26 protein-coding genes and 1 other RNA gene are annotated in these 23524 nt (G+C 68.4%); 10 read left to right on the top strand and 17 right to left on the bottom strand.

The window, feature by feature from the left end; genetic code table 11:
• Positions 1-62 precede the first annotated feature (62 nt).
• Positions 63-665: a recombination mediator RecR gene (gene recR, locus ACIQC9_RS10385; RefSeq protein WP_400615248.1), complete on the bottom strand. Its 603-nt coding sequence runs from the start codon at positions 663-665 to the stop codon at positions 63-65.
• Complete coding sequence (locus ACIQC9_RS10380; RefSeq protein ID WP_400615246.1) at positions 666-995, bottom strand: YbaB/EbfC family nucleoid-associated protein; 330 nt, start codon at positions 993-995, stop codon at positions 666-668.
• A 136-nt stretch (positions 996-1131) separates the two neighbouring features.
• Here ACIQC9_RS10380 and ACIQC9_RS10375 point away from each other — a divergent pair, with 136 nt between their 5' ends.
• Positions 1132-1746, top strand: a complete 615-nt coding sequence (locus tag ACIQC9_RS10375; RefSeq protein WP_400615245.1) for a malonic semialdehyde reductase — start codon at positions 1132-1134, stop codon at positions 1744-1746.
• 147 nt (positions 1747-1893) lie between these two features.
• Here the strand turns inward: ACIQC9_RS10375 and ACIQC9_RS10370 are convergent, their stop codons facing one another.
• The 3 genes from ACIQC9_RS10370 to ffs all read right to left on the bottom strand — a co-directional run bounded on the left by ACIQC9_RS10370 (position 1894) and on the right by ffs (position 4547).
• Complete coding sequence (locus ACIQC9_RS10370) at positions 1894-3792, bottom strand: DNA polymerase III subunit gamma/tau (RefSeq protein ID WP_400615242.1); 1899 nt, start codon at positions 3790-3792, stop codon at positions 1894-1896.
• An 81-nt stretch (positions 3793-3873) separates the two neighbouring features.
• Entirely contained in the window at positions 3874-4263 is a 390-nt protein-coding gene (locus ACIQC9_RS10365; RefSeq protein WP_400615240.1) for a DUF3597 domain-containing protein, read from the bottom strand.
• A gap of 188 nt (positions 4264-4451) precedes the next feature.
• An RNA gene (gene ffs / locus ACIQC9_RS10360) (signal recognition particle sRNA small type) lies at positions 4452-4547 on the bottom strand.
• Positions 4548-4603: 56 nt separating this feature from the next.
• Here ffs and nudC point away from each other — a divergent pair.
• Genes nudC through ACIQC9_RS10345 form a run of 3 tightly spaced genes read left to right on the top strand, consistent with a single transcriptional unit; the run spans position 4604 to position 7859 of the window.
• The gene (gene nudC, locus ACIQC9_RS10355) at positions 4604-5533 is read left to right on the top strand and encodes an NAD(+) diphosphatase (protein ID WP_400615239.1); all 930 of its coding nucleotides are present in this window, start codon (positions 4604-4606) and stop codon (positions 5531-5533) included.
• A 47-nt stretch (positions 5534-5580) separates the two neighbouring features.
• Entirely contained in the window at positions 5581-6171 is a 591-nt protein-coding gene (locus ACIQC9_RS10350; RefSeq protein WP_400615237.1) for a GNAT family N-acetyltransferase, read from the top strand.
• A 20-nt stretch (positions 6172-6191) separates the two neighbouring features.
• Positions 6192-7859, top strand: coding sequence for a putative bifunctional diguanylate cyclase/phosphodiesterase (locus ACIQC9_RS10345; protein ID WP_400615236.1), 1668 nt, complete (start codon positions 6192-6194; stop codon positions 7857-7859).
• Here ACIQC9_RS10345 and ACIQC9_RS10340 read toward each other — a convergent pair.
• The gene (locus ACIQC9_RS10340; RefSeq protein WP_400615235.1) at positions 7856-8428 is read right to left on the bottom strand and encodes a YqgE/AlgH family protein; all 573 of its coding nucleotides are present in this window, start codon (positions 8426-8428) and stop codon (positions 7856-7858) included. The genes ACIQC9_RS10345 and ACIQC9_RS10340 overlap by 4 nt on opposite strands.
• Positions 8429-8542: 114 nt before the next feature.
• Between ACIQC9_RS10340 and ACIQC9_RS10335 the strand changes: the two genes are divergently transcribed.
• Both ACIQC9_RS10335 and ACIQC9_RS10330 read left to right on the top strand, forming a co-directional pair.
• Entirely contained in the window at positions 8543-9028 is a 486-nt protein-coding gene (locus ACIQC9_RS10335) for a peroxiredoxin (protein WP_400615232.1), read from the top strand.
• Positions 9029-9052: 24 nt separating this feature from the next.
• Positions 9053-9487, top strand: a complete 435-nt coding sequence (locus ACIQC9_RS10330) for a very short patch repair endonuclease (protein WP_400615231.1) — start codon at positions 9053-9055, stop codon at positions 9485-9487.
• On the opposite strand, the gene ACIQC9_RS10325 is transcribed toward ACIQC9_RS10330, so the two are convergent.
• The 5 genes from ACIQC9_RS10325 to ACIQC9_RS10305 all read right to left on the bottom strand — a co-directional run bounded on the left by ACIQC9_RS10325 (position 9460) and on the right by ACIQC9_RS10305 (position 14072).
• Positions 9460-11361: an ATP-binding protein gene (locus tag ACIQC9_RS10325; protein ID WP_400615229.1), complete on the bottom strand. Its 1902-nt coding sequence runs from the start codon at positions 11359-11361 to the stop codon at positions 9460-9462. The genes ACIQC9_RS10330 and ACIQC9_RS10325 overlap by 28 nt on opposite strands.
• 63 nt (positions 11362-11424) lie before the next feature.
• Positions 11425-12462 carry a quinone-dependent dihydroorotate dehydrogenase gene (locus ACIQC9_RS10320; protein ID WP_400615227.1) on the bottom strand — a complete coding sequence of 346 codons (1038 nt, stop codon included), beginning with the start codon at positions 12460-12462 and terminating at the stop codon, positions 11425-11427.
• Entirely contained in the window at positions 12453-12806 is a 354-nt protein-coding gene (locus ACIQC9_RS10315; RefSeq protein WP_400615225.1) for a DUF952 domain-containing protein, read from the bottom strand. The genes ACIQC9_RS10320 and ACIQC9_RS10315 overlap by 10 nt, the downstream gene beginning before the upstream one ends.
• Positions 12803-13303, bottom strand: coding sequence for a SixA phosphatase family protein (locus ACIQC9_RS10310; RefSeq protein ID WP_400615224.1), 501 nt, complete (start codon positions 13301-13303; stop codon positions 12803-12805). Before ACIQC9_RS10310 ends, ACIQC9_RS10315 begins: the two co-directional genes overlap by 4 nt.
• Positions 13304-13313: 10 nt before the next feature.
• Complete coding sequence (locus ACIQC9_RS10305) at positions 13314-14072, bottom strand: class I SAM-dependent methyltransferase (protein ID WP_400615221.1); 759 nt, start codon at positions 14070-14072, stop codon at positions 13314-13316.
• A gap of 45 nt (positions 14073-14117) precedes the next feature.
• On the opposite strand from ACIQC9_RS10305, the gene gloB reads away from it, so the two are divergent.
• Entirely contained in the window at positions 14118-14846 is a 729-nt protein-coding gene (gene gloB / locus ACIQC9_RS10300) for a hydroxyacylglutathione hydrolase (protein WP_400615218.1), read from the top strand.
• A 1-nt stretch (position 14847) separates the two neighbouring features.
• Here the strand turns inward: gloB and ACIQC9_RS10295 are convergent, their stop codons facing one another.
• The gene (locus tag ACIQC9_RS10295) at positions 14848-15645 is read right to left on the bottom strand and encodes a DUF4908 domain-containing protein (RefSeq protein ID WP_400615216.1); all 798 of its coding nucleotides are present in this window, start codon (positions 15643-15645) and stop codon (positions 14848-14850) included.
• A gap of 49 nt (positions 15646-15694) precedes the next feature.
• On the bottom strand, positions 15695-16420 hold the full coding sequence (phbB, locus tag ACIQC9_RS10290) for an acetoacetyl-CoA reductase (RefSeq protein WP_400615214.1): 726 nt from the start codon (positions 16418-16420) through the stop codon (positions 15695-15697).
• Between the two features lie 181 nt (positions 16421-16601).
• Here phbB and ACIQC9_RS10285 point away from each other — a divergent pair, with 181 nt between their 5' ends.
• Positions 16602-17132 (top strand): hypothetical protein, encoded by a 531-nt coding sequence (locus ACIQC9_RS10285; protein ID WP_400615212.1) that lies wholly within the window; start codon positions 16602-16604, stop codon positions 17130-17132.
• Between the two features lie 15 nt (positions 17133-17147).
• Here ACIQC9_RS10285 and ACIQC9_RS10280 read toward each other — a convergent pair whose 3' ends face one another.
• Positions 17148-17897, bottom strand: a complete 750-nt coding sequence (locus tag ACIQC9_RS10280) for a DUF72 domain-containing protein (protein ID WP_400615210.1) — start codon at positions 17895-17897, stop codon at positions 17148-17150.
• 117 nt (positions 17898-18014) lie between these two features.
• Here ACIQC9_RS10280 and ACIQC9_RS10275 point away from each other — a divergent pair, with 117 nt between their 5' ends.
• Positions 18015-19619, top strand: coding sequence for a carboxylesterase/lipase family protein (locus ACIQC9_RS10275; protein ID WP_400615207.1), 1605 nt, complete (start codon positions 18015-18017; stop codon positions 19617-19619).
• Here ACIQC9_RS10275 and ACIQC9_RS10270 read toward each other — a convergent pair.
• Both ACIQC9_RS10270 and ACIQC9_RS10265 read right to left on the bottom strand, forming a co-directional pair.
• On the bottom strand, positions 19616-20977 hold the full coding sequence (locus ACIQC9_RS10270) for a glutamate--cysteine ligase (RefSeq protein WP_400615205.1): 1362 nt from the start codon (positions 20975-20977) through the stop codon (positions 19616-19618). The genes ACIQC9_RS10275 and ACIQC9_RS10270 overlap by 4 nt on opposite strands.
• A 92-nt stretch (positions 20978-21069) precedes the next feature.
• On the bottom strand, positions 21070-21795 hold the full coding sequence (locus tag ACIQC9_RS10265; protein WP_400615203.1) for a 16S rRNA (uracil(1498)-N(3))-methyltransferase: 726 nt from the start codon (positions 21793-21795) through the stop codon (positions 21070-21072).
• Between the two features lie 131 nt (positions 21796-21926).
• On the opposite strand from ACIQC9_RS10265, the gene ACIQC9_RS10260 reads away from it, so the two are divergent.
• The gene (locus ACIQC9_RS10260; protein ID WP_400615201.1) at positions 21927-22229 is read left to right on the top strand and encodes a GIY-YIG nuclease family protein; all 303 of its coding nucleotides are present in this window, start codon (positions 21927-21929) and stop codon (positions 22227-22229) included.
• A gap of 101 nt (positions 22230-22330) precedes the next feature.
• Here the strand turns inward: ACIQC9_RS10260 and ACIQC9_RS10255 are convergent, their stop codons facing one another.
• Entirely contained in the window at positions 22331-23494 is a 1164-nt protein-coding gene (locus ACIQC9_RS10255) for an acyl-CoA dehydrogenase family protein (protein WP_400615199.1), read from the bottom strand.
• Positions 23495-23524: the final 30 nt, after the last annotated feature.

The raw sequence follows: 23524 nt of genomic DNA, 5'->3' as shown, positions 1-23524 counted from the left end.
GCGTTCGTCCGTCACGAAGACCTGCCTACACCCTGCCGACGTCAAAAACGGACGTACGGGTTTCAGGCAGGGCGACGGGCGCGGAGCGCCTGAATGATGGTGCCGTCGTCGAGCCAGTCGAGGTCGCCGCCTACCGGCACGCCGCGCGCCAGCGAGGTGATCTCCGCGCCCGATCCCGACAGGCGGTCGGTCAGGTAGTGTGCGGTGGTCTGGCCGTCGACCGTGGCGGGCAGGGCCAGCACGACTTCACGGGTCTCTCCGCCCCGGACGCGGCCGACCAGCTCGGCGACCCGGAGCGCGTCAGGGCCGACGCCGTCCAGCGCCGACAGAAGGCCGCCCAGCACATGGTACTTGCCGCGGAAGGCGCCGGACCGCTCCATCGCCCACAGGGCGCCGGCTTCCTCGACCACGCAGATCAGCCCGTTGTCGCGGGCGCTGTCCGAGCAGATCGAGCAGGGATCACGGGTGTCCGGCGTTCCGCAGACCGAGCATGAGACGACCTTGTCCGCCGTCTCCTGAAGCGAGGCGGCTAGGGGGACCAGCAGCTGTTCCCGCTTCTTCAGCAGGGCCAACGCTGCGCGCCGGGCCGAGCGCGGACCCATGCCCGGCAGCTTGGCGAGCAGCGAGATGAGCCGCTCGATTTCGGGTCCGGCGGAGGCGGCCAATCAGAACAGCTTCGGCATGCCGGGGATGTTCATCCCGGCCATGGGGCCAGCGGCCTCGCGCATCAGGACCGAGTTGGCCTCGTCCAGCCGGCGCTTGGCGTCCGCATGGGCGGCCACGATCAGGTCGGCGAGAATCTCGCCCTCGCCGGGGACCAGCAGGCTGTCATCAATGGTGACGGCGGTGATTTCACCCGCGCCCCTCAGCGCGACGGTCACCAGGCCGCCGCCCGATGTCCCGGCGGCCGAGGTCTCGGCCATCTTCGCCTGGGCGTCCTGCAGGCGCTGCTGCATCTGCTGCGCCTGCTGCATGAGTTCGTTGAGATCTTTCATGGCCTCTAGATAAGCGCTGATACCGCCGGGCGACAGGCCTGAAAAATAGTAACAGTTTTTGTAGCGGATAGTCTTGCAAGCCGGAGCTGCGTCCCTAATTAGCAACTATTGCTGTTTCTGATTGGGAGCGCCCATCATGGCCTTCGATTCCACCACCATCCGCGACCAGCCGCTGTCGGAGACGTCGCTGGCGCAGCTATTCACCGCCGCCCGCACGCGCAACGCCTGGAGCGACCGGCCCGTGCCGGAAGCGCTGCTGCGCAAGCTCTATGACCTGACGAAATTCGGGCCGACAGCGGTCAACAACACGCCCGCTCGCTTCCTGTTTCTGACCTCCCCGGAGGCCAAGGCGCGTCTGTCGCCGCTGATGTCCGAGGGCAATCGCGAGAAGACGCTGCAGGCGCCGGTGAACGTCATCATCGGCCACGACATCGACTTCCACGACCATCTCCCGACCCTGTTCCCCCACGCGCCGGGCGCGCGGGACTGGTTCGCAGACGAAGCCGGGCGAAAGGAATCCGCCTTCCGCAACGGCTCGCTGCAGGGCGGCTACTTCCTGCTCGCGGCGCGGGCGCTGGGGCTGGATGTGGGCCCGATGTCAGGCTTCGATCCGGCCGGCGTGAAGGCCGAGTTCTTCCCGGACGGAAACATCGAACCGAACTTTATCGTCAACCTCGGCTACGGCACCGACGAGAACCTGTTCCCGCGTTCGCCGAGGCTGAGCTTCGAAGAGGCGGCGGCGATTCTTTGAGGTTTCTCCATCCCCGGGGCGGGGAGGGTGGCCGCGCAGCGGCCGGGTGGGGACGGCTGGATAAAGCGAGGAGCTGCTTCGCTGAGTCGCTCCCACCCGTCGTCGCTGCGCGCCGACACCCTCCCCTGAAGGGGAGGGAGAAGCGTCTCAGTCTTGGTCCTCATCCCCCTCATCGGGGATGACCGGCAACTCCACAGGCGCGGCGATCGTCCGGATGTCCCCCACCTTTGCGCCGGGGAAGGCGTCAAGCACCGCTTTCACGAACGGATCAGCCTCGACCTCGGCGCGTTCGTCGGCGCGGCGGCGGCGGTCGACCTCGATCATGGTTTCGCCGCCGCCCTGACCATTGGCGGCGATCAGCCAGGTGCGGCCGGTCCAGTCCTTCAGGCGCGAGGCCAGCTTGCGGGCCAGATCGACCGGGGCGCCCTGAACGCTCTCATAGGTGATGGCGCCGGGCTTGAAGGCGACGGGGCGGACGTAGCGCTGGACGTCCATCTGCAGGCCGACCTCACGCTTCTCGCCGATCAGGGCGACGACGGCCTCGAAGGATTGAGGATCGGGCAGGACCGGCGCGGCGGCCGGACGGGCCGCGAGCTGGGCCGAGGCGCCGCCGCCACCACCGCCGGAGCCGCCGCCCCGGGGAGATTGCCCGCCCGGCATCGGCTCGCCGTCGCGCAGCGCTTTCAGGGCGTCCTCGGGGCTGGGCAGGTCGGCGGCGTAGGCGAGACGGACCAGCGCCATCTCGACGGCGTCGGCCGGATTGGGTGCGCGGCGGACCTCGTCCAGCGCCTTCAGCAGCATCTGCCAGACGCGGGACAGGGTGCCCGCCGACAGGACGGCGCCGAGCGCCGCCAGCTTCTGGGCCTGATCGCCGGGCAAGCGGGTAGCGTTCGGTCCCAGCATCTTGGCGACCTGGGCGGCGTGGGCGTGCTCCAGCAGATCGTTGGTCACCTGCACCGGATCGGCGCCATAGCCGTAGAGGGTACGGAACAGTTCCAGCGCCTCGGGCGTGCGCCCGGCCATCACGGCCTCGAACAGGGCGATGGTCTGGGTCCGGTCGGCGAGGCCCAGCATGTCGCGGACGGTGTCGGTCTTGACCGTCTCCCCACGCTCGGCCTGCACCAGCGCCTGATCCAGCAGGCTGAGGCCATCGCGGACGGAGCCTTCGGCGGCGCGGGCGATCAGGGCCAGCGCATCGTCCTCGACCCGCATGCCCTCGCGATCGGCGACGCGGCCCAGATGCTCCACCAGCACCTCGGGCTCGACGCGGCGCAGGTCGAAGCGCTGGCAGCGGCTGAGGATGGTCACCGGCACCTTGCGGATTTCGGTGGTGGCGAAGATGAATTTGGCGTGGGGCGGCGGCTCTTCCAGCGTCTTCAGCAGGGCGTTGAATGCCTGCGTCGACAGCATGTGGACCTCGTCGAGGACGTAGACCTTGTAGCGCGCCTCGACCGGGGCGTAGCGGACGCTTTCGAGGATGTCGCGGATGTCGTTGACGCCGGTGTGCGACGCCGCGTCCATCTCCATCACGTCCATGTGCTGGCCGGCCATGATGGCGGCGTCGTGCCGGCCGTGGGCGGTCAGGTCCAGCGAGGGCCGGTCGATGACGTCGGTCTCGTTGTTCAGGGCGCGGGCAAGCAGGCGGGCCGTGGTCGTCTTGCCGACGCCGCGAACGCCGGTGAGCATGAAGGCGTGGGCGATACGGCCCGTCGCGAAGGCGTTGGTCAGGGTGCGGACCATCGCCTCCTGCCCGATCAGGTCTTCGAACGTGCGCGGCCGGTATTTGCGGGCGAGGACGGTATAGGCCTCGCCCTCTGCGTCGGCTGGAGCGGGCTCCGCTACTGGAGACGTTTTCGGCGCGGGTTCGACGGGCTTGCTCTCCACGCCCGCGGCGATCTCGGCCAGTTCGACCTCGGCGTCAGGTTCGGGCGCGACAGGAGGCGCGCCGAACATGTCGTCGGTGTTGGGATCCCGCTCCTCCGCTTCGGCGGCGGGGGCGTCTTCGTCCCACGGGGGGCCATCGAGACTCGGATCGACGTCGCTCATGACATCGGTTTAGCGCGACGGGACGCGCCTGCCACCCCCTCGCGCCCGGACCTCACCGCTTTCGCGGGGATGAGTGGTGGATCAGTCGGTCATGTCGCGGATCTGGCCGCCATTGTCCCGAATTCGCTGGATCACCTGCTTGTGCAGCCAGATGTTCATGGACGCGGTATCGGAGGTGTCGCCGGTATATCCCAGCTCGCCCGCCAGCTCCTTGCGCTCGGCCAGGGTGGAATCCATTCCCGTCAACTTCATCAGATCCACGATCGACGTCCGCCAGTTGAGCTTCTGGTCGCGCTGCTCGTTCATGAAGTCGAGGATGCCGTCGACGTCGACGGGCTGGGCGGCGGCCGGCGTCGGTGCAGGGGCCGCGGCCGTCGGCGCGGTGGGCGCCGGCTGGGCGGGAGCGGTCGGGGCGGGCGCGGCGTCACGCTTCTTGAAAATCTTGCCGAGAATATTCCCGAGAATGCTCATGTCTTCGCTCCTGACAGGTGAGTCTAGGGAGCGGACAGGGCGCGTCGCGGTTCCGATAAATCGTGACCGCATCGCTACGTCACGAACCACTTCGCTCGCGCTCGGCGGTAAGGGACCGCGTCGCAAGCGTTAGCGCCCGCGCTCAGGCAGCAATCGACCGCGTCGCGAGCGTTAGCGCCAGAAAGAAAGGAAAGTAGAGACCGCGACCCGAAGGTGAATTCGTTGTGGCTGCTGCCTTCCGGCCCTGACCAGGTTGGCGAAGCCTTCGCCCGCGATCTCCAAGCGGGGATATGACGATTTCGGGTCGCGGATGCAAGCGGCGCCTTGCTAGACAGGCGTCATGACCCTGACCGCCGTGAACACCTTCGCTGGCAACCCGCTGGACCGGGCGGGCGATCTGCGCAGCGATCCCGACTGGCTGGCCGAGCGGGCGGCGGACCCCGAGGCCGTGGCCATGGTGATCTGGGACGGGCGTCCGTTGGTGGAGGACCATGCCGACGGGCCGCGCCTGCGCTGGCTGTCGATGGCCCATGCGCGGGCGGTGGTTCCCGACCGGGAGCTGTTCCTCGGGCTGTGGAAGGACGCGCCCTGTTTCGCGGTCGAGGTCGAGGGCGGAAACGACCCCGCGGCCGGCGTTCTGGCCGGGCTGGGCGTCTTCATGGACATGCGCGAGGCGGCCGGCGTGCTGCCCGGCGGAGACGCGGCCATGGCCGGCACGGCGCGCTCGCTGTTCGAGTGGCGGCGCCGGCACGGTTTCTGCGCCTCCTGCGGGCAGGAGAGCACAACGATCTGTGGCGGCTGGAAGCGCGTCTGCCCCGCGTGTCGGACCGAGCATTTTCCGCGCTTCGATCCCGTGACGATCATGTTGGCCATTCATCGCGGCGGGACCGAGCCGCGCTGTCTGCTGGGCCGGCAGGCGGCCTGGCCCGAAGGGCGGATGTCGGCGCTGGCGGGCTTTCTCGAGCCCGGCGAGTCGATCGAGGAGGGCTGTGCGCGCGAGATCCGGGAAGAGGCGGGGCTGACCGTGACGGCGGTGCGTTATCACTCCAGCCAGCCGTGGCCGTTTCCGTCGCAACTGATGATCGGCCTGTTCGCGGACGTGGATTCCGACGACGCGCGGCCCGACCAGACCGAGCTGGAGGCCGTGGCGTGGCTGACCCGGGCGGAGCTGACGTCGGTGCTGGCAGGGACCCACCCGACGATCAAGGCGCCGCCGCCGATCGCCATCGCGCGAACGCTGATGCAGGCGTGGGTCGACGGCGCGGAATGAGCGTGTTTCGCCTCCCTTGCGCCACGGGAAGGGTCTAGAAGGTCGTCATGGCCCTTCTGGACTGGATCAGCGAGGCGACCGGCCCGGTGGTGGCTGGACAGGGGGTGGTCCTGCGCCCGCCACGGCTGGGCGATCACGAGGCATGGGCGGCGCTGCGTCAGGAGTCCTACGCCTACCTTCAGCCGTGGGAGCCCACCTGGCCCGAGGACGACCTGACCCGGGCGGCGTTCAAGCGGCGGCTGTCGATCTATCAGCGTGAGATGGAGCTGGGGAACGCCTGGCCGTTCTTCATCTTCGCGGCGAAGGACCGGACGCTGGTGGGCGCGATCACCCTCTCGAACATCCGTCGCGGCGTCGCTGACACGGGCACGCTGGGCTACTGGATCGGCCAGCGGCATGCGGGTCACGGTCTGGGCGCGGCCGCGGTGCGGGCGATGGCGGATTATGCCTTCAACGAGCTGAACCTGCACCGGGTCGAGGCGGCCTGCGTTCCCGAGAACCACGCATCGCGACGCGTGCTGGAAAAGGCGGGTTTCGAGCTTGAAGGAAGAGCCCGGGCTTATTTGAAAATTAACGGCGCTTGGGCAGATCATCTGCTGTTCGGCCGGGTGAATGACGGTTCCGGACACGGCGGCTGACGCCGGACGGAAACCGCAGGTTGAACACGCGCTCCAGAAGTCTGGCCTGGGACCCGACGACCGCCATCGAGGCGCTCGCCGCGGCCGACGCCGCGCTGTGGTTCTGGACCCCTTCCGACGACCTGATGCGGTTCACCGGGGCGACGCGCGCGCTGGGCCTCGGCCCGCTTGCGCCCGAATGTTCGGGTGCGGCGTTCACCGCCATGGCTATCCCTCAGGACCGGGCACTGGCCGAACGTATCCTGAAGCCGCAGGAGGAGGGGACCGAGATCGCGCTCCGTCTCCGCATGCGGGATTCCGAGACCTGCATCTGGCGCGGCGTCTGGCTGGAGGACGGCCTGCGCGCCGCCGGGGTCGCGGCGCTTGAGACGAAATTCACCGCCTCTCATCGCGATCACCTGACGGGCCTGCTGGACCGCCGGACCTTCCTGTCGCGAACGGCCGAGACCCTGACCCAGCCGGGCGAATACGAGCTGGTCGTGGCCGACGTGGACCGGGTGCGCCGGCTGAACGAGGCGCTGGGGCATGAGCGGACCGATCTGGTGCTGTCGGCGCTGGGCTCGCGCCTGAACGCCGCCTTCGTGCACGAGGCCTCGGCCGCACGGATCGGCGAGGACGAGTTCGCTGTCATCGTGCCGCGCGGGACCGGTTCGGCCGCGGAACGACTGCGCGAGGCGCTGGAACAGCCGATGCGCATCGCCGGCTTCGACATCTATCCGACCGTCTCGATCGGCGCCGTGCAGGCGACCGGCGGGCCGGAGGCGCCGGACGCGGCCGAACTGCTGCGGCGGGTCGAGCTGGCCGTCGAACAGGCCAAGTCGGCCGGGCGCGGCGGTGTGGCCGCCTACGGCCGGGCGCTGGAGTCCGACAGTCTGTCGCGGCTGGCCCTGGAAGCCGACCTGCGCAACGCCTTCGTCCGGGGCGAGATCGAGCCCTTCTTCCAGCCGATCGTGAACCTGAACACGGGCGCGGTGGCCGGGTTCGAGGCTCTGGCCCGCTGGCGTCACCCGAAGCGCGGTCTGGTCCCGCCGGACGAGTTCCTGGGTCTGGCCGACGAGATGGGCCTGATGAACGACCTCGGCCTGCTGATGATGCGCCAGTCGGCGCGTCAGCTGTCGGAGTGGCTGGGGCGCTATCCGGCGGCGGGCAAGCTGTTCTGCAGCGTCAATCTGTCGGTTGGCGAGATCGAGCGGCCCAATCTGGTCGAGGACGTGACCCGCATCATCGCCGAGGCCGACCTGCCGCGTGGCGCGCTGAAGCTGGAGGTCACCGAAGGCGACATCATGCGCGACACAGCGCGGGCGGCGGACACGCTGAAGGCGCTGCGCAACGCGGGCGCCTCGCTGGCGCTGGACGACTTCGGCACCGGGTTCAGCTCCCTCAGCTATCTGGCGCGCCTGCCGTTCGATACGCTGAAGATCGACCGCTACTTCGTTCTGACGATGGACAAGGACGAGGGCTCGGCCAAGATCGTCAAGTCGGTGGTCAATCTGGGCCGCGACCTGTCGCTGGAGGTGGTGGCCGAAGGCGTGGAGAACGCCGGTCTCGCCCGCCTCCTTCTGGACGCCCAGTGTCATTACGGTCAGGGCTTCGGCTATGCGCCCGCGCTGCCGGCGCAGGACGCCGAGGTCTATCTGAACGAGTCGCTGGCCGACGGTTCCGCACCCATCAAGGCGCGCTCGGCCTAGGCCCGACCCGCCTGTCCCGACAGCAGCGCAGGATCGACGCCCAGCGTGGCCAACGCCCGGGTCCATTTGGTTTCGTATTCGGCGTCGAAGATCAGGTCGCGGTCCGCGGCGTCGGCGGTCAGCCAGACATTCTCGCCCAGCTCATCCTCCAACTGGCCCTCGCCCCAGCCGGCATAGCCGAGCAACAGCACCGAGCGGGACGGACCCTTTCCGGGATCTACCATCGCCGCCAGCGCCTCGCGGGTGCCCGTCATGGCCAGACCGTCGCCGAAGGCGAGGCTGGCGTCCTCGGCCGTCCAGTCGGCCGTGTGCAGCACAAAGCCCCGCTCGCGCTCGACCGGTCCGCCCACCAGCACAGCGCGGTCGGCGCTGTCGTCCGGTGCTTCAGTGTTCAGCGTGGACAGCACCTTCTTCAGGTCGACGCCCGGCGCCGGGCGGTCCAGTCGCAGACCCATGGCATGATCGCGGCCGTGGGCGCAGATCAGGATCACCGCATGCTCGAACCGGGGGTCGCCGATGCCGGGCATGGCCACCAGCAGCCGCCCGACGAGGGATTGGAAGTCTTCCATGCCTCTATCATTGGGAGCCTGGGGTGCGGACGCAAGCGGAGGCCTGTTGGCGAAGACGTCGGCAACCCCTATTTCAGCGCGACGTTTCGTCCCGACATCTCCCTGGAGCTTCCCATGACCGTTCAGATCGGCGACCGCATTCCCTCGGCCAGCCTGACCCGCGCCACCGACGACGGTCCCAAGCCCGTCACCACCGACGAAATCTTCAAGGGCAAGACCGTCGCCGTGTTCGCCGTGCCAGGCGCCTTCACCCCGACCTGTTCGGCCCGCCACCTGCCGGGCTTCAAGGACCATCGCGCCGACCTGACCGGCAAGGGCGTGGACACCGTCGCCTGCGTGTCGGTCAACGACGCCTTCGTCATGGGCGCCTGGGCCGACAGCCAGGGCATCGGCAAGGACGACATCGTCATGCTGGGCGACGGCAATGGCGACTTCACCCGCCAGCTGGGCCTGTCGATGGACGCCAAGGGCTTCGGCATGGGCGAGCGCTCGCAGCGCTATTCGATGATCGTCAAGGATGGCGTGGTCGAGCAGCTGAACATCGAACAGCCTGGCGAGTTCAAGGTCTCGTCCGCCGAGCATCTGCTGACGCAGCTCTAGGCGGCGTCGCTCGCCAAGAGCGACATGACCACAGACGTCTTCACCCCCAAGCAACGCAGCGCCGTCATGCGGCGCGTGCGGGGCCGCGACACCTCTCCGGAGCTGAAGGTCCGCCGCATCCTGCGCGCGGCGGGAATCGGCTATCGGCTGGGCGGGTCCGGCCTGCCGGGGCGGCCGGATCTGGTGATGAAGGGACGACGAACGGTCGTCTTCGTGCACGGGTGCTTCTGGCACGGGCATGACTGCGCGCGGGGCTCACGCGAGCCCAAGGCCAACGGCGAATACTGGAAGGCCAAGATCGGCAGGAACCGCGCGCGGGACGGCCGGTCCTCGGCCGCGCTCGAAGCGGACGGCTGGCGGGTGGTCACCGTGTGGGAGTGCGGGATGCGCGACGCGGGCTTCGCCGACCGCCTGATCGCCGAAGTCCGCGGTCAGGCCGCTTCCGATGCCGCGTCCTGAGCCATGCTCATCACGTGGTTGATCGCGCCCAGCAGCATCGGCGGGGTGATCGGCTTGGGCACGAAATAGGTCATCCCGGCGGCGGTGCAGGCAGCGATGTCTTCGGGCGAGGTATCGGCCGTGACGGCGATGACCGGGACATTGGCGTTCGGGCCGGCGCCCGCGCGGATGCGGCGGGTGGTCTCGCGACCGTCCAGCTCGGGCATCCGCACGTCCATGAAGATCAGATCGAAGGCGTCGTTCTCGCAGATCTTCAGCGCCGCCATGCCGTCGGCCGCCGTAGCGATGTCGCAGCCCAGCGGCTGGAGGATCAATTGGATGGCGCGGCGGTTGATGTCGTGGTCGTCGACCACCAGCACCCGCATCGGGCGGCCTTCGTCCTCGTCGTCCACGTCACCGTCAGTCTCGACGGGGGCGACTTCGACCGCGGTCGGTTCGACGACGGGCGTTCGCTCCGGGCCGGAGGCAGGAGCCCCGAGGGCGCGGGCGGCGGCGTCGCGGCTGGCCTGATCCAGCGCCGGGATCGGCGCGGCCTGACTTTCACCGCGCTCAAGATGCAGGGCCAGGGTGAAGACGGCGCCTTCGCCCGGGCGGCTGCGCGCGGTCAGGCGACCGCCCATCAGTTCGGTCAGCTGTCGGCTGATGGCCAGACCCAGTCCGGTGCCGCCGTGACGCGCGCTGACGCCGTCCGCCGTCTGGTCGAAGGGGGTGAACAGGCGAACCAGCTGGTCCGGCGTCATCCCTGCGCCGGTGTCAGCCACCTCGATCAGGATGGCGTGGCCGTGCGGTTCGTCCGCCCATGACCGTAGCCGAAGGGTGATCTCGCCCTCGTTAGTGAACTTCATCGCGTTCGAGATCAGGTTGTTCAGAACCTGACGGATGCGCATCGGGTCGCCCCGCACGCCCTCCGGAATGGTCGCGGCGCCTTCGACCCGCAGCTTCAGCCCCTTGGCGCGGGCCGGACCGGACCACAGGGCGACGCTCTGCGACAACAGCTCACGCAGGTTGAAGTCGCTCTTCTCGATGGTCAGGTGGCCGGCTTCCAGCTTGGCGTGCTCGAGCAGGTCGTCGAGCAGGGCCTTCATCATCATGCCGGCGTCGGTGATCAGCCGGGACTGGTCGCGGCCAGCGTCGTTGAGGGCTTCCGCCTCAAGCTGGCCGGCACCGCTCAGGATGGCGCTGATCGGCGTGCGCAGATCATGGCCGACCGTGGCGAGGAAGGCGCTGCGGCTGGCCATAATCCGCTCGGCCTCGGCCCGCTTGCGCTCGGCGTCGAGGCGGGCGTGGATTTCCGCGCGGCGGGCGTCGTTGAGACGCGACCAAGTGTTCAGGCAGTAGAAGGCGTAGATCAGGGTCGCGATCGCGGCCGCGGAAATCGCGTTTCCGCCCGCCCCGTTCTTCGCCAGGAACCAGGGGGTCAGCCCGAGGTACAGGAAATGGGCGCTCATCGTGCAAACGAGCGCGCGCACTGACCCCGGAGAATTGACTACGGAATAGATGGCCCCCCCGGCCAGCAGCAGTACGGCGCAAACGCCGCCGGCCTGTCCGCCGGTCAGCCACAGGGGAACGCTCAGGCTGCCGAAGATCGCGGTGTTGGCGAAGATGGCGAAGCTGCCAAGCACCGTGCGCCAGGCGGGCAGACGGTCGACCTTGCCGGTCGCGAGCGGCTGGAAGATCAGGGCGTCGATCATCTGGATGGCGGTGAAGGCCAGTGTCCACCAGATGATGAAGCTCCAGCCGATGATGGTGCTGAAAATCAGTCCCGCGGCGACGGCCATGGCCAATCGCTGCATCAGCGCGCTGCGGCGCTGACGGATGGCGGCGGCCCATTGGTCCGACGCGTCCTCGGCTGTCTTAACGGCGAGATTCGCCATGCACGTCCTCGAGCGGGCGTTTTCGCCTCTGCCCAGTATGCCCCGTTTCGCCCTAACGCTTGGTCAACGGGCGGAGCCGACCGCGTCGGAGACGGAGGAAAAGCCGTCGGCCCGCAGCCGCGCCGCAAGGTCGCGCTTGATCCGGCCCACCAGTCCCGGCCCGTCAAAGACAAGCGCTGAGTAGATCTGGACGGCGGACGCGCCGGCGCGGATGCGGGCATAGGCCTCCTCGCCGCTGTCGATGCCGCCCACGGCGATCAGGGGAAGGCGGCCCGAGGCGGCCTCGGCGGCCGAGGTCAGGGCGGCGCGGGCGCGAGCCTTCAGCGGCGCGCCGGACAGGCCGCCCGCCTCTCCGCGATCCTTTGACCGCAGGGTTTCGGGCCGGTCCAGCGTGGTGTTGGAGACGATCAGGGCGTCGATCCCGTGCGCGATGGCGGCCTCGACGATCATGGCGATCTCGTCGGGCGTCAGATCGGGGGCGACCTTGAGGAAGACCGGCGCCGGATCGCCCGTCCGCGCCTCGGCCAGCCGGCCCAGCAGGTCGTCCAGCGCCGCGCGGCCCTGAAGCGCCCTCAGGCCGGGCGTGTTGGGCGAGGAGACATTGACGGTGACGTAGTCGGCCAGACCTTTCAGCCGACGCAGCCCGGCGACATAATCCGCCGCCTTGTCCTCTGTATCCTTGTTGGCGCCAAGGTTAGCACCGACGACGATGCTGCGCGGGCGGTCGGCCAGCCGGGCGGCGAAGGCCTCAAGACCGGCGTTGTTGAAGCCCATGCGATTGATCACCGCCCGGTCTTCGGTCAGGCGGAACAGGCGGGGCTTCGGATTGCCGGGCTGGGGCAGGGGCGTGACCGAGCCGCACTCGATGAAGCCGAAGCCGAGCCGGGCAAGGCCGTGCAGCGCCTCGCCATTCTTGTCCAGACCGGCGGCCAGACCGACCGGATTTGGCAGGTCCAGACCGGCCAGCCGGGTGCGCAAAACGGGATCGTCCGGGCGCGGAGCGGGCAGGGGCGCGGCCCGCAGCGCCTGCAGGGCCAGCCGGTGCGCGACCTCCGGATCGAGCCCGCGCAGGATCGCCGCGCCGATGTCCGTCATCCCCATCCGGTGGCTCCGTCGTCGAACCGCATCAGCCCGTCGTCATCGACCGACAGGCCCTGCTCGGATCGGGCGGCGGTGAAGGGCAGGGGGCGATAGAGGTGGGGAAACAGGGCCCCGCCTCTTGAGGCCTCCCAGACCGGATCCAGCCCCCTCAGGTCGACCTCGACGAGCAACAGCCCGGTCCGGCCGCGATAGTGCCGCCGTGCGGTCTCGGCCAGCTGATCGGTGGTCGACAGGTGGATGTAGCCGTCAGCGAGGTCCACCGCGGAGCCCGCATAGGCGCCGACTTTGCGGGCGGCGTCCCACTCGGCCCGGTCGACCAGCTTCCACACGATGGCGTCGGTCATTCGGACAGGTCCGACGGATCAAAGCCGTCCTCGAACGACGGCCGTCCCTCGGCGTCGATCGCGAAGACGGCCACGGCTGCGGTCGGAAATCCGCCGGCCATGCGGCTCGCGCCGGCCGGACGGGCGTCCGCCTCTGTCAGCAGGTCCATGGCCAGCTGATGGACGCCCGGGTTGTGGGCGATCAGGATGACGCAGTCCGCGTCCTGTCCGGCCCGTTCCGCATGGACACGCAGGGTTTCGGCGGGAGCGTTGTAGAGGGCGTGCTCGGCCCGAAGCGCAATCTCTCCAAGGCTCTCCCGCAGCAGATCCCATGTCTGGCGCGTGCGGGTGGCGGCCGAGACCAGCGCCAGATCGGGTTGCAGGCCCCGGGCGGCGAGGGCGCGGCCCACGCTCTGCGCCTCGATCCGGCCGCGCGGCGACAGGGCGCGGTCGCGGTCCAGCCCGGACGGGGCGCTTCCCACGGCCTCGGCGTGGCGCATCAGGATCAGTCGCTGCATGGGCCCGGCTTTAGGACCGTTCGCACAATCCCGCCAGATCGCGCCGCGCACGCGATGCCGGCTGGGGCTGAAGGGACGGCGTCAGGATCGGCGCGGTGGCGACGGCGCCCCCGGGCTGGATACGGGCATAGGCCTGTCGCGTAGCCTCCAGCAGGAGCACGCCCGCCGCACCGGGCATGATGCGGCGTCCCACCTGCTCGAACCCGTCGGCCAGCGGCAGTAACGGCCCCCACGGCGGCACGTACAGCGTCTGGGACCAGGCCGTCGGCTCCAGCCCCGCCTCGCGCACCAGCTGCTCCAGCTGTCGGCGAGTGAAGGGGCGGCCGTGGCCGAAGGGCGTGTTCTCTGCCCGCGACCACAGGCCTCCGCGGGCGGCGGCGATCAGGATCACCCGGCCTGCCGGCGCCAGCGCCCGCACCGCCTCCATCATCAGCGCCCGGGCGTCATCGGCCTCTTCCAGCGCATGGACCATCAGGATGCGGTCGAAGCTGCCGGCCGCGAAAGGCAGACGGCGATCCTCGACCAAGGTGGTGCGGTTGCGGCCGACCGTCGGCCACAGTTCCACGCCCTGACCGCCGGGCATGGCCGCCACCACCCGGCGCGCGCCTACGAAGGCGTCCAGCCACGGCGTCGCATAGCCCAGACCCAGCACGTCGGCGTTGGTCGCCTCGCCCCACGCATCCTCAAGCCGCCGGGCCAGCAGCCGCCGCGCCAGCGCTCCCGCGGGTTCGCCGTAAAAGAGTCGAAGCTCGTCGATGCTGCGGCGCATGGCTGAAGGATAGGCCGCTTGCGGCGGGCTTGCTAGAACGGGCGCATGGCCCTCGATATCCGCATCTTCCCCTGTCTGAACGACAACTACGGTTTTCTGGTGCGGGACCGGGCGGCCGGTCTGGTCGCGACCGTCGACACGCCGGACGCCGAGGCGATCCAGCGCGATCTGGAGACGTCCGGCTGGGGGCGGCTCGACCTGATCCTGAACACCCACTGGCACCCGGATCACACCCAGGGCAACGCAGCGCTCAAGGCGGCAACCGGATGCGAAATCGTGGGTCCGGAAGAGGTGCGCCGCGCCGCGCCGCTGGACCGGGTCGTCGCGGGAGGGGACACGGTCATGCTGGGCGAGACGACGTTCGAGGTGACCGAAACCCCGGGTCACACGCTGGGGCACATCGTGTATCGCTCGGCGGCGGATGATCAGGCCTTCGTCGGCGACACCCTGTTCGTGATGGGCTGCGGACGCCTGTTCGAGGGGACGCCCGAGCAGATGTGGGACAGCTTTCAGGCCCTGCTTCGCTGGCCCGACGAGACGACGATCTGGTGCGCTCACGAATACTCGGCCGCGAATGCGCGCTTCACCCTGAGCGTCGACGACCGGCCGGAGACGGCGGCGCATGCGGCGAAGGTCTTCGACCTGCGCGAACAGGGGCGACCGACCGTGCCGACCACGCTGGCGGCCGAAAAGGCGTTCAATCCGTTTCTGAGGGCCGGGGACGCCGCAACCTTCGCAGCCCTGCGCGCCGCCAAGGACAGCTTCGTGGGCTGACCTATTGCGGCAGGACGGCGCGGATGATCCGGGCCGAGGATGGCCGGCCGGCCACGCCCTGCGTCGGGGCCACCACGACGCGCAGATCGCCGTTGGTGTACACGACGCCCGACCGCGGGCCCTCCGCGATGGTGATGCTGCGCAGCCGGTCCAGAGAGGCTCGCGCCGTCGGAGAGCGGGCGATACGCAGCACGGCGTCGGTCGTGACGATCAGCGCCTCGACCGTCAGGGATTCCGAGCTGGAGCCGGTGTCGACGTTGATCTCGACCAGCCGGCCCATGGCCTGGGTCAGCAGGGCGCTGCGTCGGGCCATCAGGTTGAACACCTGCGCCGGGCCCAGCGTCGGCGGCCCAAGGCTCTGTCCCGCGCCGTTCAGCGAGGCGGGCGAGCCGCCCGGCGCGCGCGGCGTGAAGACCGTCAGGCCGCCGCTGGGCGTGGTGCGCAGGACCTGTTCGCCGGCGTCGTTGCGGTAGATGACGTCGCCTCGCGGGGCGGGGCTGGGGCGCAGCACCCAGGTCTCGTCGCGCCGGTCGAACCGAAGAAGGGGATAGCGGCCGGATCGGTCCAGAACAAACCCCTCGCCGCTCTCGGACACATAGCGGCCCACGGCCGGCGGCGTGATGACCAGACCGCCGCGGTTGCGCAGGGCCTCGCTCTGCTCCGCCTGCGCATTGCCGCGAACCTGCGCGACGGCGGCGGGGACGTGGAACAGCAGAGTCAGGACGGCGGCCGCAACGGCGATCGCCGTCGCGGTCAGAAGCGGACCCCCCGCCGATCTGACCCTGGCCGTCAATTTCATGCTTGAAGTGGTGGAATCGGCGCGCGGCGGATTTTGGGCGGAGTACGGCTCAGCCGACCAGATATTGACCGCCGTTCAGCGACAGGGTGCATCCTGTGACATATCCGGCACGCTCGCCCGACAGCCACGACACCATGTCGGCGATTTCCTCGCCTTTTCCGAGCCTTCCCACCGGAATCTGGGCGATGATCGAGTCCAGCACCTTCTGGTCCATGGCGCCCACCATTTCGGTGTCGATATAGCCCGGGGCGATGCAGTTCACCGTCACGCCCTTGCGCGCGTTTTCCAGCGCCAGCGCCTTGGTGAAGCCGATCATGCCGGCCTTGGCGGCCGAATAGTTGGTCTGGCCGATCTGGCCTTTCTGACCGTTGATCGAGCTGATGTTGACGATCCGGCCGAAGCCGCGGTCGCGCATGCCGTTGATCACCTGCCGTGTCATGTTGAACACGCTGTCCATGTTGACCCGGATCACGTCGGACCACTGGTCCGCGGTCATCTTATGGAAGAAGCCGTCGCGGGTGATGCCGGCGTTGTTGATCAGCACATCGATGGGGCCCAGCTGGCTCTCGACCTCGGCGACCGCGCGGGCGCAGTCCTCGAACGAACCGACGTTGCCCTTCACGACCATGACGCCAAGCTCTTTCGCCGTCGCTTCGGCGGCCTCGGCGTTGCCGGAATAGCCGGCCGCGACGGACAGGCCGTCTTCCTTCAGCCGCTGCACGATCGCCTTGCCGATGCCGCGGGTGCCGCCGGTCACGAAAGCTACTCGAGCCATGTACGATTCCTTTCCCTGTGGGCGTTCGTCTGACGCGAAAGCCTTCCCTGACGGCATAGCGTCCTCGCACGCCCGAGAGAAGGGCGCTCTTCGTCGCAAAAACCACGGGTTCCCGTCGCAGGGCGCGCGCGGGGTTCGTCGCGACACGCCAACCTGTCCGCGACTTCAGAGGATCGTTACGATGAAAATCTCCGCCGCCGCGATCGCCGCCAGCCTGCTGCTCGCCGCCCCTTCGGTTCACGCCCAGACCGCGGAATTGGCCGGCACATGGCGCCATACCGGAACCCAGCAGGAACTGGTCATCCGCTCGGTGATGGAGCAGCGCACCACCTACTCCATGTCAGGCGATTTCCGCCCCGGCGGCAGCACGGTGATCTCGACCCGGCCAGTGCCGACACAGGTCCGTCGCGACATGACGCTGACGATCCGCCCGGACGGCGGCTTCGACTGGATGTCGGACAAGACCTATCCGGAAAGCTCCAGCTGCAACGTCACCCTGAGACAGCAACGGGCGGGCATCCTGACTGTCAGCGGCACGCGGGGCGCCTTCGACATCCGCCAGGGCTCCGAGCGCGCCAGCCGGTCCTGCAACAGCAACGTCAGCCAGAGCGATCGCTCGGGTCGTACTGAAAACTACACGATCAGCCGCTCCGGTTCGACGCTGCGCCTCAACGACGGCACGGTGACCTGGGTCTTCACCCGGGCGCGGTGACGCGAGCGGCGGCGCCTAAGCCAGTTTTCCAATCAGCGCCTGCGCCGCCGCCGGGTTACGCACCTTCGCCCCCGCGATGAAATAGGCGAAGACGTCGCCGCGCTTCGCCCAGCCGCGGGCCTTCCTGGCGATGCCGTCCAGTTCGGCCGAGGTCATGCCAGACGGCTCGTCTTCCTTGCTCGACATCAGCCGGGCGTAGGTGAAGTCGGCGGTCGGCAGGTCGATCTTCGGCCACTCGGGCGCCTCGTCGTCCTCGGCGTAGACGATGGCCGCGCCGTATTTCGCCGCCAGATCGTAGAACTGCTGCGTGTCGAACGTCGGGCTGCGGACCTCCAGTGCGTGGCGCAGCCGCACGCCGTCCTTCTCCTTGGGCAGCATCTTCAGAAACGCCTCGAAGTCGACCGGGTCGAACTTCTTGGTCGCCATGAACTGCCAGTTGATCGGGCCGAGCTTGTCGCCCAGCGCGGTCAGGCCCTGATCCAGAAACCGGTCGACGCTCTCGCCGCCCTCGGCCAGCACCTTGCGGTTGGTGCAGAACCGGCTGGCCTTCACCGCGAACACGAAATCGTCCGGCGTCTCGTCGCGCCATTTCATCCAGGTCTCGGGTTTGAAGCCCGAATAGTAGGTGCCGTTGATCTCGATCGAGGTCGTGTGCCGGCTGGCGTACTCCAGCTCGCGCTTCTGGCTCCACTTGTCTGGATAGAAGACCCCGCGCCACGGCTCGTAGGTCCAGCCGCCGATGCCGACGCGAATGGTTCCGGTCATGGGGTCCTCCGGTGAAAGCGGTCGGACCCTAGAACGCGGGGCGGTCACGGGGAAGCGGCCTTGACGACGTCGGGCGCGGGGCGGAACGTGGCCGCAAAACATAACGGGAGAACGCCTGTGACCGGGTCTGGAGTCGATCGTCGCGCACTGCTGGCCGCCGCTGGAGCGAGCGCTGTGCTGGGTGCGCCGTCTCTTGTTCGAGCTCAGCCTGACACCGGTGTCGTGGCGCGGACGCGGCATGGGCGGCTGCGTGGGCGGCGGGCCGGAAACATCAGCGTATTCAAGGGCGTGCCTTATGGCGCGGACACGGCGGAGACGCGGTTCGCGGCGCCAAAGCCGCCCCGGCCGTGGCGCGGCGTGCTGGAGGCCGCCGCCTTCGGGCCACTGGCGCCCCAGCCCGCGGGCGGGTCGAACAGCGGCTATCTGCCCGAAAGCGCCTTCACCACCGACGATACGTCCGAGGACCTGCTGAAGCTGAACCTGTGGACGCCGCAGGTCGGGCAGGGGAAGCAGCCGGTGCTGGTCTGGCTGCACGGCGGAGGCTTCTCGAACTGGTCAGCCAACAGCCCACTGTATGACGGGACCAATCTGGCGCGTCTGGGCGATGTGGTGGTGGTCACCCTGAACCACCGGCTGAACGCCTTCGGCTATCTGTATCTGGCCGAGCTGGGCGGAGAGGCGTTCGCGGACTCGGGCAACGCGGGGATGCTGGACATCGTGTTGGCCCTGCAGTGGGTGCGCGACAACATCGCGGAGTTCGGCGGCGACCCCGGCAATATCACGATCTTCGGCCAGTCCGGCGGCGGGGCCAAGGCGTCGGTGCTGATGGCCATGCCCGCCGCGCGCGGCCTGTTCCACCGCGTCCTGACCATGAGCGGCCAGCAGGTCACCGTCGCCTCACCGGAGCTCGCCACCGCCAGCGCGCGCAAGGCGCTGGCCAACGCCGGCGTCGACAGCGCGGACGCCTTCAAACGGCTGACCAAGGAGCAACTGATCGCCACCAGCCGCGGCGTCTCCTATGTGCCGGTGCTCGACGGCCGCAGCCTGACCCGGCACCCCTTCGAGCCGGACGCCACGCCCCTGTCGCGCGACGTGCCGCTGATCATGGGCAACACCCATGACGAGACGACCCTGCTGATCGGCGCCGGCGATCAGGAGCTGTTCAGCCTGACGTGGGAGGGCGTGCCGGCCAAGCTGACCCGGCACATCCCGCAGTTCCTGGGCGGTCTGACGCCAGAGGGGGTGGTTCGCTGGTACCGGGACAAGTACCCGGCGTACTCGCCCAGCCAGGTCTTCTTCTCGGCGACGACGGCGCTGCGCTCATGGCGCGCCCAGATCACCCAGGCGGACCGGCGTGCGGTGCAGCCTGGGGCGGATACATGGGTCTATCAGTTCGACTGGAAGAGCCCGGTCATGGGCGGCCAGTGGGGCGCTCCGCACTGCGGCGACATTCCCTTCTTCTTCCAGAACCATCACGAGATCCGCTCAATGACCGGCGGCGGGCCTGACACAGACCCTGTCGCCTCAGTGATGGGAGCCGCGCTGCTGAACTTCGCCCGCACCGGAAATCCGAACGGCGTCGGCGTGCCGGACTGGCCGAAGTATGAGCTGCCCACACGCGCGACGATGCAGTTCGACACCGTCAGCCAAGCGACGCCGGATCCGCGCGGAGAGGAGCGTCGGCTGGCCGAGCTGGTCCCCTACCGCCAGCCCGGGACCTAGTAGGCGAAGTCGCGATAGATGCGCGTCACGTCGCCCTGCCATTCGCCGTTGTAGAGCTCCAGCAGGCGTTCGGCGGGGGTGACGCCGCTGTCGGCGATGTCTTCCAGTTCCGACAGATAGCCGCGCTCGTCGACCATGCCGCCGGAGAAGCGGGCGCGGTTCTTCAGGCCTTCGCGGGCGATGGCGACCATATCCTTCGCCACGTCCTGAACGCTGCGCCCGGCCACCTCGGCCTTGAGGCCCAGCCGGGTCACGTCGCGACGCAGGCGCTCGTGGTCGGCGATGTCCCAGTCCTTGACCAGATCCCACGCCGCCGCCAGCGATGGAGCGTCGTACAGCACGCCCGCCCACAGGGCCTGCAGCGCGCAGATGCGGCTCCACGGTCCGCCGTCCGCGCCGCGCATCTCCAGATAGGCCTTCAGCCGAACCTCGGGGAAAAGCGTGGTCAGGTGATCGTTCCAGTCCTTCAGCGTCGCCCGCTCGCCCGGCAGGGCGTCCAGACCGTCCGTCATGAAGCTGCGGAACGACTGGCCCGACAGGTCGACATAGGTCTCACCGCGCTTGGCGAAATACATGGGCACGTCCAGCGCGTAGTCCGCGTAGCGCTCGAAGCCGAAGCCGTCCTGGAACACGAAGTCCAGCATGCCGGTGCGGTCAGGATCGGTGTCGGTCCAGACGTTCGCGCGCGCCGACAGGAAGCCGTTGGGCTTGCCTTCGGTGAAGGGGCTGTTCGCGAACAGGGCGGTGGCGATCGGCTGCAGCGCCAGCGAGGTGCGGAACTTGGCGACCATGTCGCTCTCGCTGTCGAAGTCGAGGTTCGACTGAATGGTGCAGGTGCGCAGCATCATGTCGAGGCCCAGTCCGCCCTTCTTGGGCATATAGGCGCGCATGATCGCATAGCGGCCCTTGGGCATGACAGGCACGTCCTCGCGTGACCACATCGGATCAAAGCCGGCGCCGAGGAAGCCGAGGTTCAGCTGGTCGGCGACCTGCTTGACCTCCATCAGGTGCTGGCCGGTCTCGTTGCAGATCTCGTGCACGTCCTTCAGCGGTGCGCCCGAAAGCTCGAACTGGCCGCCGGGCTCCAGACTGATGGAGGCCGTCATGCCCTCGCTGTTCCTGCGTTCCAGCGCAATGACATGGCCCGCTTCCTCGACCGGCGACCAGCCGAAACGCTGCAGGCCGGTGAGCATGGCGAGAATGCCGCTGTCGCCCTCATAGGCCGGCCGACGCAGGGTCGACTTGTCGAAGCCGAACTTCTCGTGCTCGGCGCCGATGCGCCATTGGTCTCGGGGCTTCATGCCCTTCGACATCGCGCCGATCAGGGCGTCGCGGGAAAGCGGTTCGGCGTCGGCCATGCGTGGTGTTCCAGCCCCTCGGGTCGTCGCTAGATGGGCGGGCCCAAGGCCTTGCTCAAGTCCCATTCTGCTCACGCATGAATAAGGCCGCCTTAAGCCTCGCGTTCCCAGTCGCCGATCGCCGCCTGCCAGAGGGTCAGCGCGGTGGTCGCGGCGGTGTCTGCGCGGAGGATGCGCGGGCCCAGCGAAACGACGGTCGTGAAGGGAAGGCCGCGCAAACGCTCGCCCTCCTCAGGCGTAAATCCACCCTCCGGTCCGATCAGGATGGCCCACGGACCCTCGCCCGCCTCGCGCAGCGTCGGGATAGCGGGCGGGCCCCCGGTTTCGTCGCAGAACATCAGCCTGCGGGACGGGTCCCAGCCGTCCAGAAGTGCGTCCAGCTTCACCGGCGCATCAACCGGCGGCACATCCATGCGCCCGGTCTGTTCGGCGCTCTCTTCGGCGATGGCGTCCAGACGGTCCAGACGCAGGTGCTGGGGCTGGGTGCGGGCCGTCTGGACCAGTCCGATCCGCGCCGCGCCCAGCTCCGTGGCCTTCTCGACCGCGAATTCCAGCGCGGACTTCTTCACCACCGCGATCAGCAGGTGGACGTCCGGCGGCGAGATCTGGTCCCTGACCCGCTCTTCCGCCTTCAGGACAACGCCTTTCTTCAGCACCTCGGCGATGGTGCAACGCCACTCGCCGTCGTGGCTGTTGAAAACCAGCAGCTCATCGTCTGCCCTCAGCCGCATGACCTGCGTCAGGTAGCGGGACTGATCGAGCGTGGGAGCGAGGGCTGCGCCGGGGGACAGGGGCTGGGGGATGTAGATGCGGATCATCTTCCCATCTCATACCGAGCGCGTCGCCCTTGTCATCCCGGACGACGCGTAGCGGCGATCCGGGACGGAGAAGTCTTTCAACCTTGACGCGCCCCGGACGACCCGTAAGGGTCGAGCCGGGAGGAAGGGAGATGTCCAGACAGTTCTATGTATATCTGCTCGCCAGCGGTCCCTGCGGTTGGCTGTACGTCGGGATGACAAACGACCTTCTGCGCCGGGTCGCCGAGCATAAGGGGGGTCTGATTCCGGGCTACACCTCGGAGCGTGGCATCGACCGGTTGGTCTTGTACGAGACCCATCAATATGTCGATCAGGCGATCCTGAGAGAGAAACGGATCAAACGCTGGCTGCGCGAGTGGAAGTTCGCCCTCGTGGAGGAAAGCAATCCACATTGGGCTGACCTCTACGGCGATCTCCGCGCGATACAGCCTTAGGCCCGGTTCGGCCATGGGCCGACCGGGCCCTGATCTCTTTGTTGCTTCACCGTCCCGGATCTTCGCTTCGCTCCGTCCGGGATGACAAGAAGTAATCGCCCTCAAAGCGTCCGCGCGATCAACAGCTTCATGATCTCGTTCGTCCCGCCGTAGATCCGCTGTACCCGCGCGTCCTTGTACAGCTGCGCGATCGGGTACTCGTTCATGTAGCCGTAGCCGCCGTGGAGCTGGAGCATCTCGTCGATGACTTCGCCCTGGATGTCGGTGACCCAGTATTTGGCCATGGAGGCCGTGGCGGCGTCGAGCTGACCCTTGAGGTGCAGGCCCATGCAGTGGTCGACAAAGACCTTGGCGACGGTCAGCTTGGTCTTCACCTCGGCCAGTTTGAACTGGGTGTTCTGGAAGTCGAGGATGCGCTTGCCGAAGGCTTTCCGCTCCTTGACGTAGGCCAGCGTCTCCTCAAGTCCGCGTTCGGCGGCGGCGACGCCCTGGACGGCGATGTTCAGTCGCTCCTGCGGCAGCTGCTGCATCAGGTGGATGAAGCCCTGACCCTCGGTCCCGCCGATGATGTTCTCGCCGGGCACCTTCACATCGTTGAAGAACAGTTCGGAGGTGTCGTTGGCCTCCATGCCGATCTTGTGCAGGTTGCGGCCGCGCTCGAAGCCTTCCGCGCCGTCGGTCTCGACGACGATCAGCGAGGTGCCCTTGGCGCCCTCGGCCGGGTCGGTCTTGGCCACGACGATGATGAAGTTGGCCAGCTGGCCGTTGGTGATGAAGGTCTTGGACCCGTTCACCACATACTGGTTGCCCTGCTTGATGGCGGTCGTCTTCACGCCCTGCAGGTCGGAGCCCGCGCCTGGCTCGGTCATGGCGATGGCGCCGACCAGTTCACCCGACTGCAAGCGGGGCAGCCAGCGCTGCTTCTGCTCCTCGGTGCCGTAGTGCCAGATGTAGGGCATGACGATCGCGTTGTGCAGCGAGATGCCGAAGTGGTCCGCACCTTTCCAGCCCAGCTGCCGCATCAGCACGACCTCATGCCGATAGTCGCCGCCGAACCCGCCGTCCTCTTCCGGCAGGGACAGACCCAGCAGGCCCGCGTCGCCGGCGTCGTTCCAGAGCTGCCGCGGCACCGACGAGTTGGCGATCCACTGCTGCACCTTCTCGGGCGGCGCATGCTCGTCGATCCATTTGGCGACGGAGTCCGAGAAGAGGGTGATCTCCTCGTCCTGCATGAAATCGGGTTCGGGGACGTTGAGGACGTTCATGGGCTCGCTCGGACGTTCTCCCTCCGCCCG

Source organism: Brevundimonas sp. NPDC092305 (genome assembly GCF_044755415.1).
Classification (GTDB): domain Bacteria; phylum Pseudomonadota; class Alphaproteobacteria; order Caulobacterales; family Caulobacteraceae; genus Brevundimonas.
This window is presented reverse-complemented; position numbering and strand designations above follow the sequence as displayed.

What these genes read in the sequence shown, in the direction of transcription:
- ACIQC9_RS10380 (WP_400615246.1), bottom strand. Translation starts at nt 995, where the DNA reads ATGAAAGATCTCAACGAACTCATGCAGCAGGCGCAGCAGATGCAGCAG.
- ACIQC9_RS10375 (WP_400615245.1), top strand. Translation starts at nt 1,132, where the DNA reads ATGGCCTTCGATTCCACCACCATCCGCGACCAGCCGCTGTCGGAGACG.
- ACIQC9_RS10370 (WP_400615242.1), bottom strand. Translation starts at nt 3,792, where the DNA reads ATGAGCGACGTCGATCCGAGTCTCGATGGCCCCCCGTGGGACGAAGAC.
- ACIQC9_RS10365 (WP_400615240.1), bottom strand. Translation starts at nt 4,263, where the DNA reads ATGAGCATTCTCGGGAATATTCTCGGCAAGATTTTCAAGAAGCGTGAC.
- nudC (WP_400615239.1), top strand. Translation starts at nt 4,604, where the DNA reads ATGACCCTGACCGCCGTGAACACCTTCGCTGGCAACCCGCTGGACCGG.
- ACIQC9_RS10350 (WP_400615237.1), top strand. Translation starts at nt 5,581, where the DNA reads ATGGCCCTTCTGGACTGGATCAGCGAGGCGACCGGCCCGGTGGTGGCT.
- ACIQC9_RS10340 (WP_400615235.1), bottom strand. Translation starts at nt 8,428, where the DNA reads ATGGAAGACTTCCAATCCCTCGTCGGGCGGCTGCTGGTGGCCATGCCC.
- ACIQC9_RS10335 (WP_400615232.1), top strand. Translation starts at nt 8,543, where the DNA reads ATGACCGTTCAGATCGGCGACCGCATTCCCTCGGCCAGCCTGACCCGC.
- ACIQC9_RS10330 (WP_400615231.1), top strand. Translation starts at nt 9,053, where the DNA reads ATGACCACAGACGTCTTCACCCCCAAGCAACGCAGCGCCGTCATGCGG.
- ACIQC9_RS10325 (WP_400615229.1), bottom strand. Translation starts at nt 11,361, where the DNA reads ATGGCGAATCTCGCCGTTAAGACAGCCGAGGACGCGTCGGACCAATGG.
- ACIQC9_RS10320 (WP_400615227.1), bottom strand. Translation starts at nt 12,462, where the DNA reads ATGGGGATGACGGACATCGGCGCGGCGATCCTGCGCGGGCTCGATCCG.
- ACIQC9_RS10315 (WP_400615225.1), bottom strand. Translation starts at nt 12,806, where the DNA reads ATGACCGACGCCATCGTGTGGAAGCTGGTCGACCGGGCCGAGTGGGAC.
- ACIQC9_RS10310 (WP_400615224.1), bottom strand. Translation starts at nt 13,303, where the DNA reads ATGCAGCGACTGATCCTGATGCGCCACGCCGAGGCCGTGGGAAGCGCC.
- ACIQC9_RS10305 (WP_400615221.1), bottom strand. Translation starts at nt 14,072, where the DNA reads ATGCGCCGCAGCATCGACGAGCTTCGACTCTTTTACGGCGAACCCGCG.
- gloB (WP_400615218.1), top strand. Translation starts at nt 14,118, where the DNA reads ATGGCCCTCGATATCCGCATCTTCCCCTGTCTGAACGACAACTACGGT.
- ACIQC9_RS10295 (WP_400615216.1), bottom strand. Translation starts at nt 15,645, where the DNA reads ATGAAATTGACGGCCAGGGTCAGATCGGCGGGGGGTCCGCTTCTGACC.
- phbB (WP_400615214.1), bottom strand. Translation starts at nt 16,420, where the DNA reads ATGGCTCGAGTAGCTTTCGTGACCGGCGGCACCCGCGGCATCGGCAAG.
- ACIQC9_RS10285 (WP_400615212.1), top strand. Translation starts at nt 16,602, where the DNA reads ATGAAAATCTCCGCCGCCGCGATCGCCGCCAGCCTGCTGCTCGCCGCC.
- ACIQC9_RS10280 (WP_400615210.1), bottom strand. Translation starts at nt 17,897, where the DNA reads ATGACCGGAACCATTCGCGTCGGCATCGGCGGCTGGACCTACGAGCCG.
- ACIQC9_RS10270 (WP_400615205.1), bottom strand. Translation starts at nt 20,977, where the DNA reads ATGGCCGACGCCGAACCGCTTTCCCGCGACGCCCTGATCGGCGCGATG.
- ACIQC9_RS10265 (WP_400615203.1), bottom strand. Translation starts at nt 21,795, where the DNA reads ATGATCCGCATCTACATCCCCCAGCCCCTGTCCCCCGGCGCAGCCCTC.
- ACIQC9_RS10260 (WP_400615201.1), top strand. Translation starts at nt 21,927, where the DNA reads ATGTCCAGACAGTTCTATGTATATCTGCTCGCCAGCGGTCCCTGCGGT.
- ACIQC9_RS10255 (WP_400615199.1), bottom strand. Translation starts at nt 23,494, where the DNA reads ATGAACGTCCTCAACGTCCCCGAACCCGATTTCATGCAGGACGAGGAG.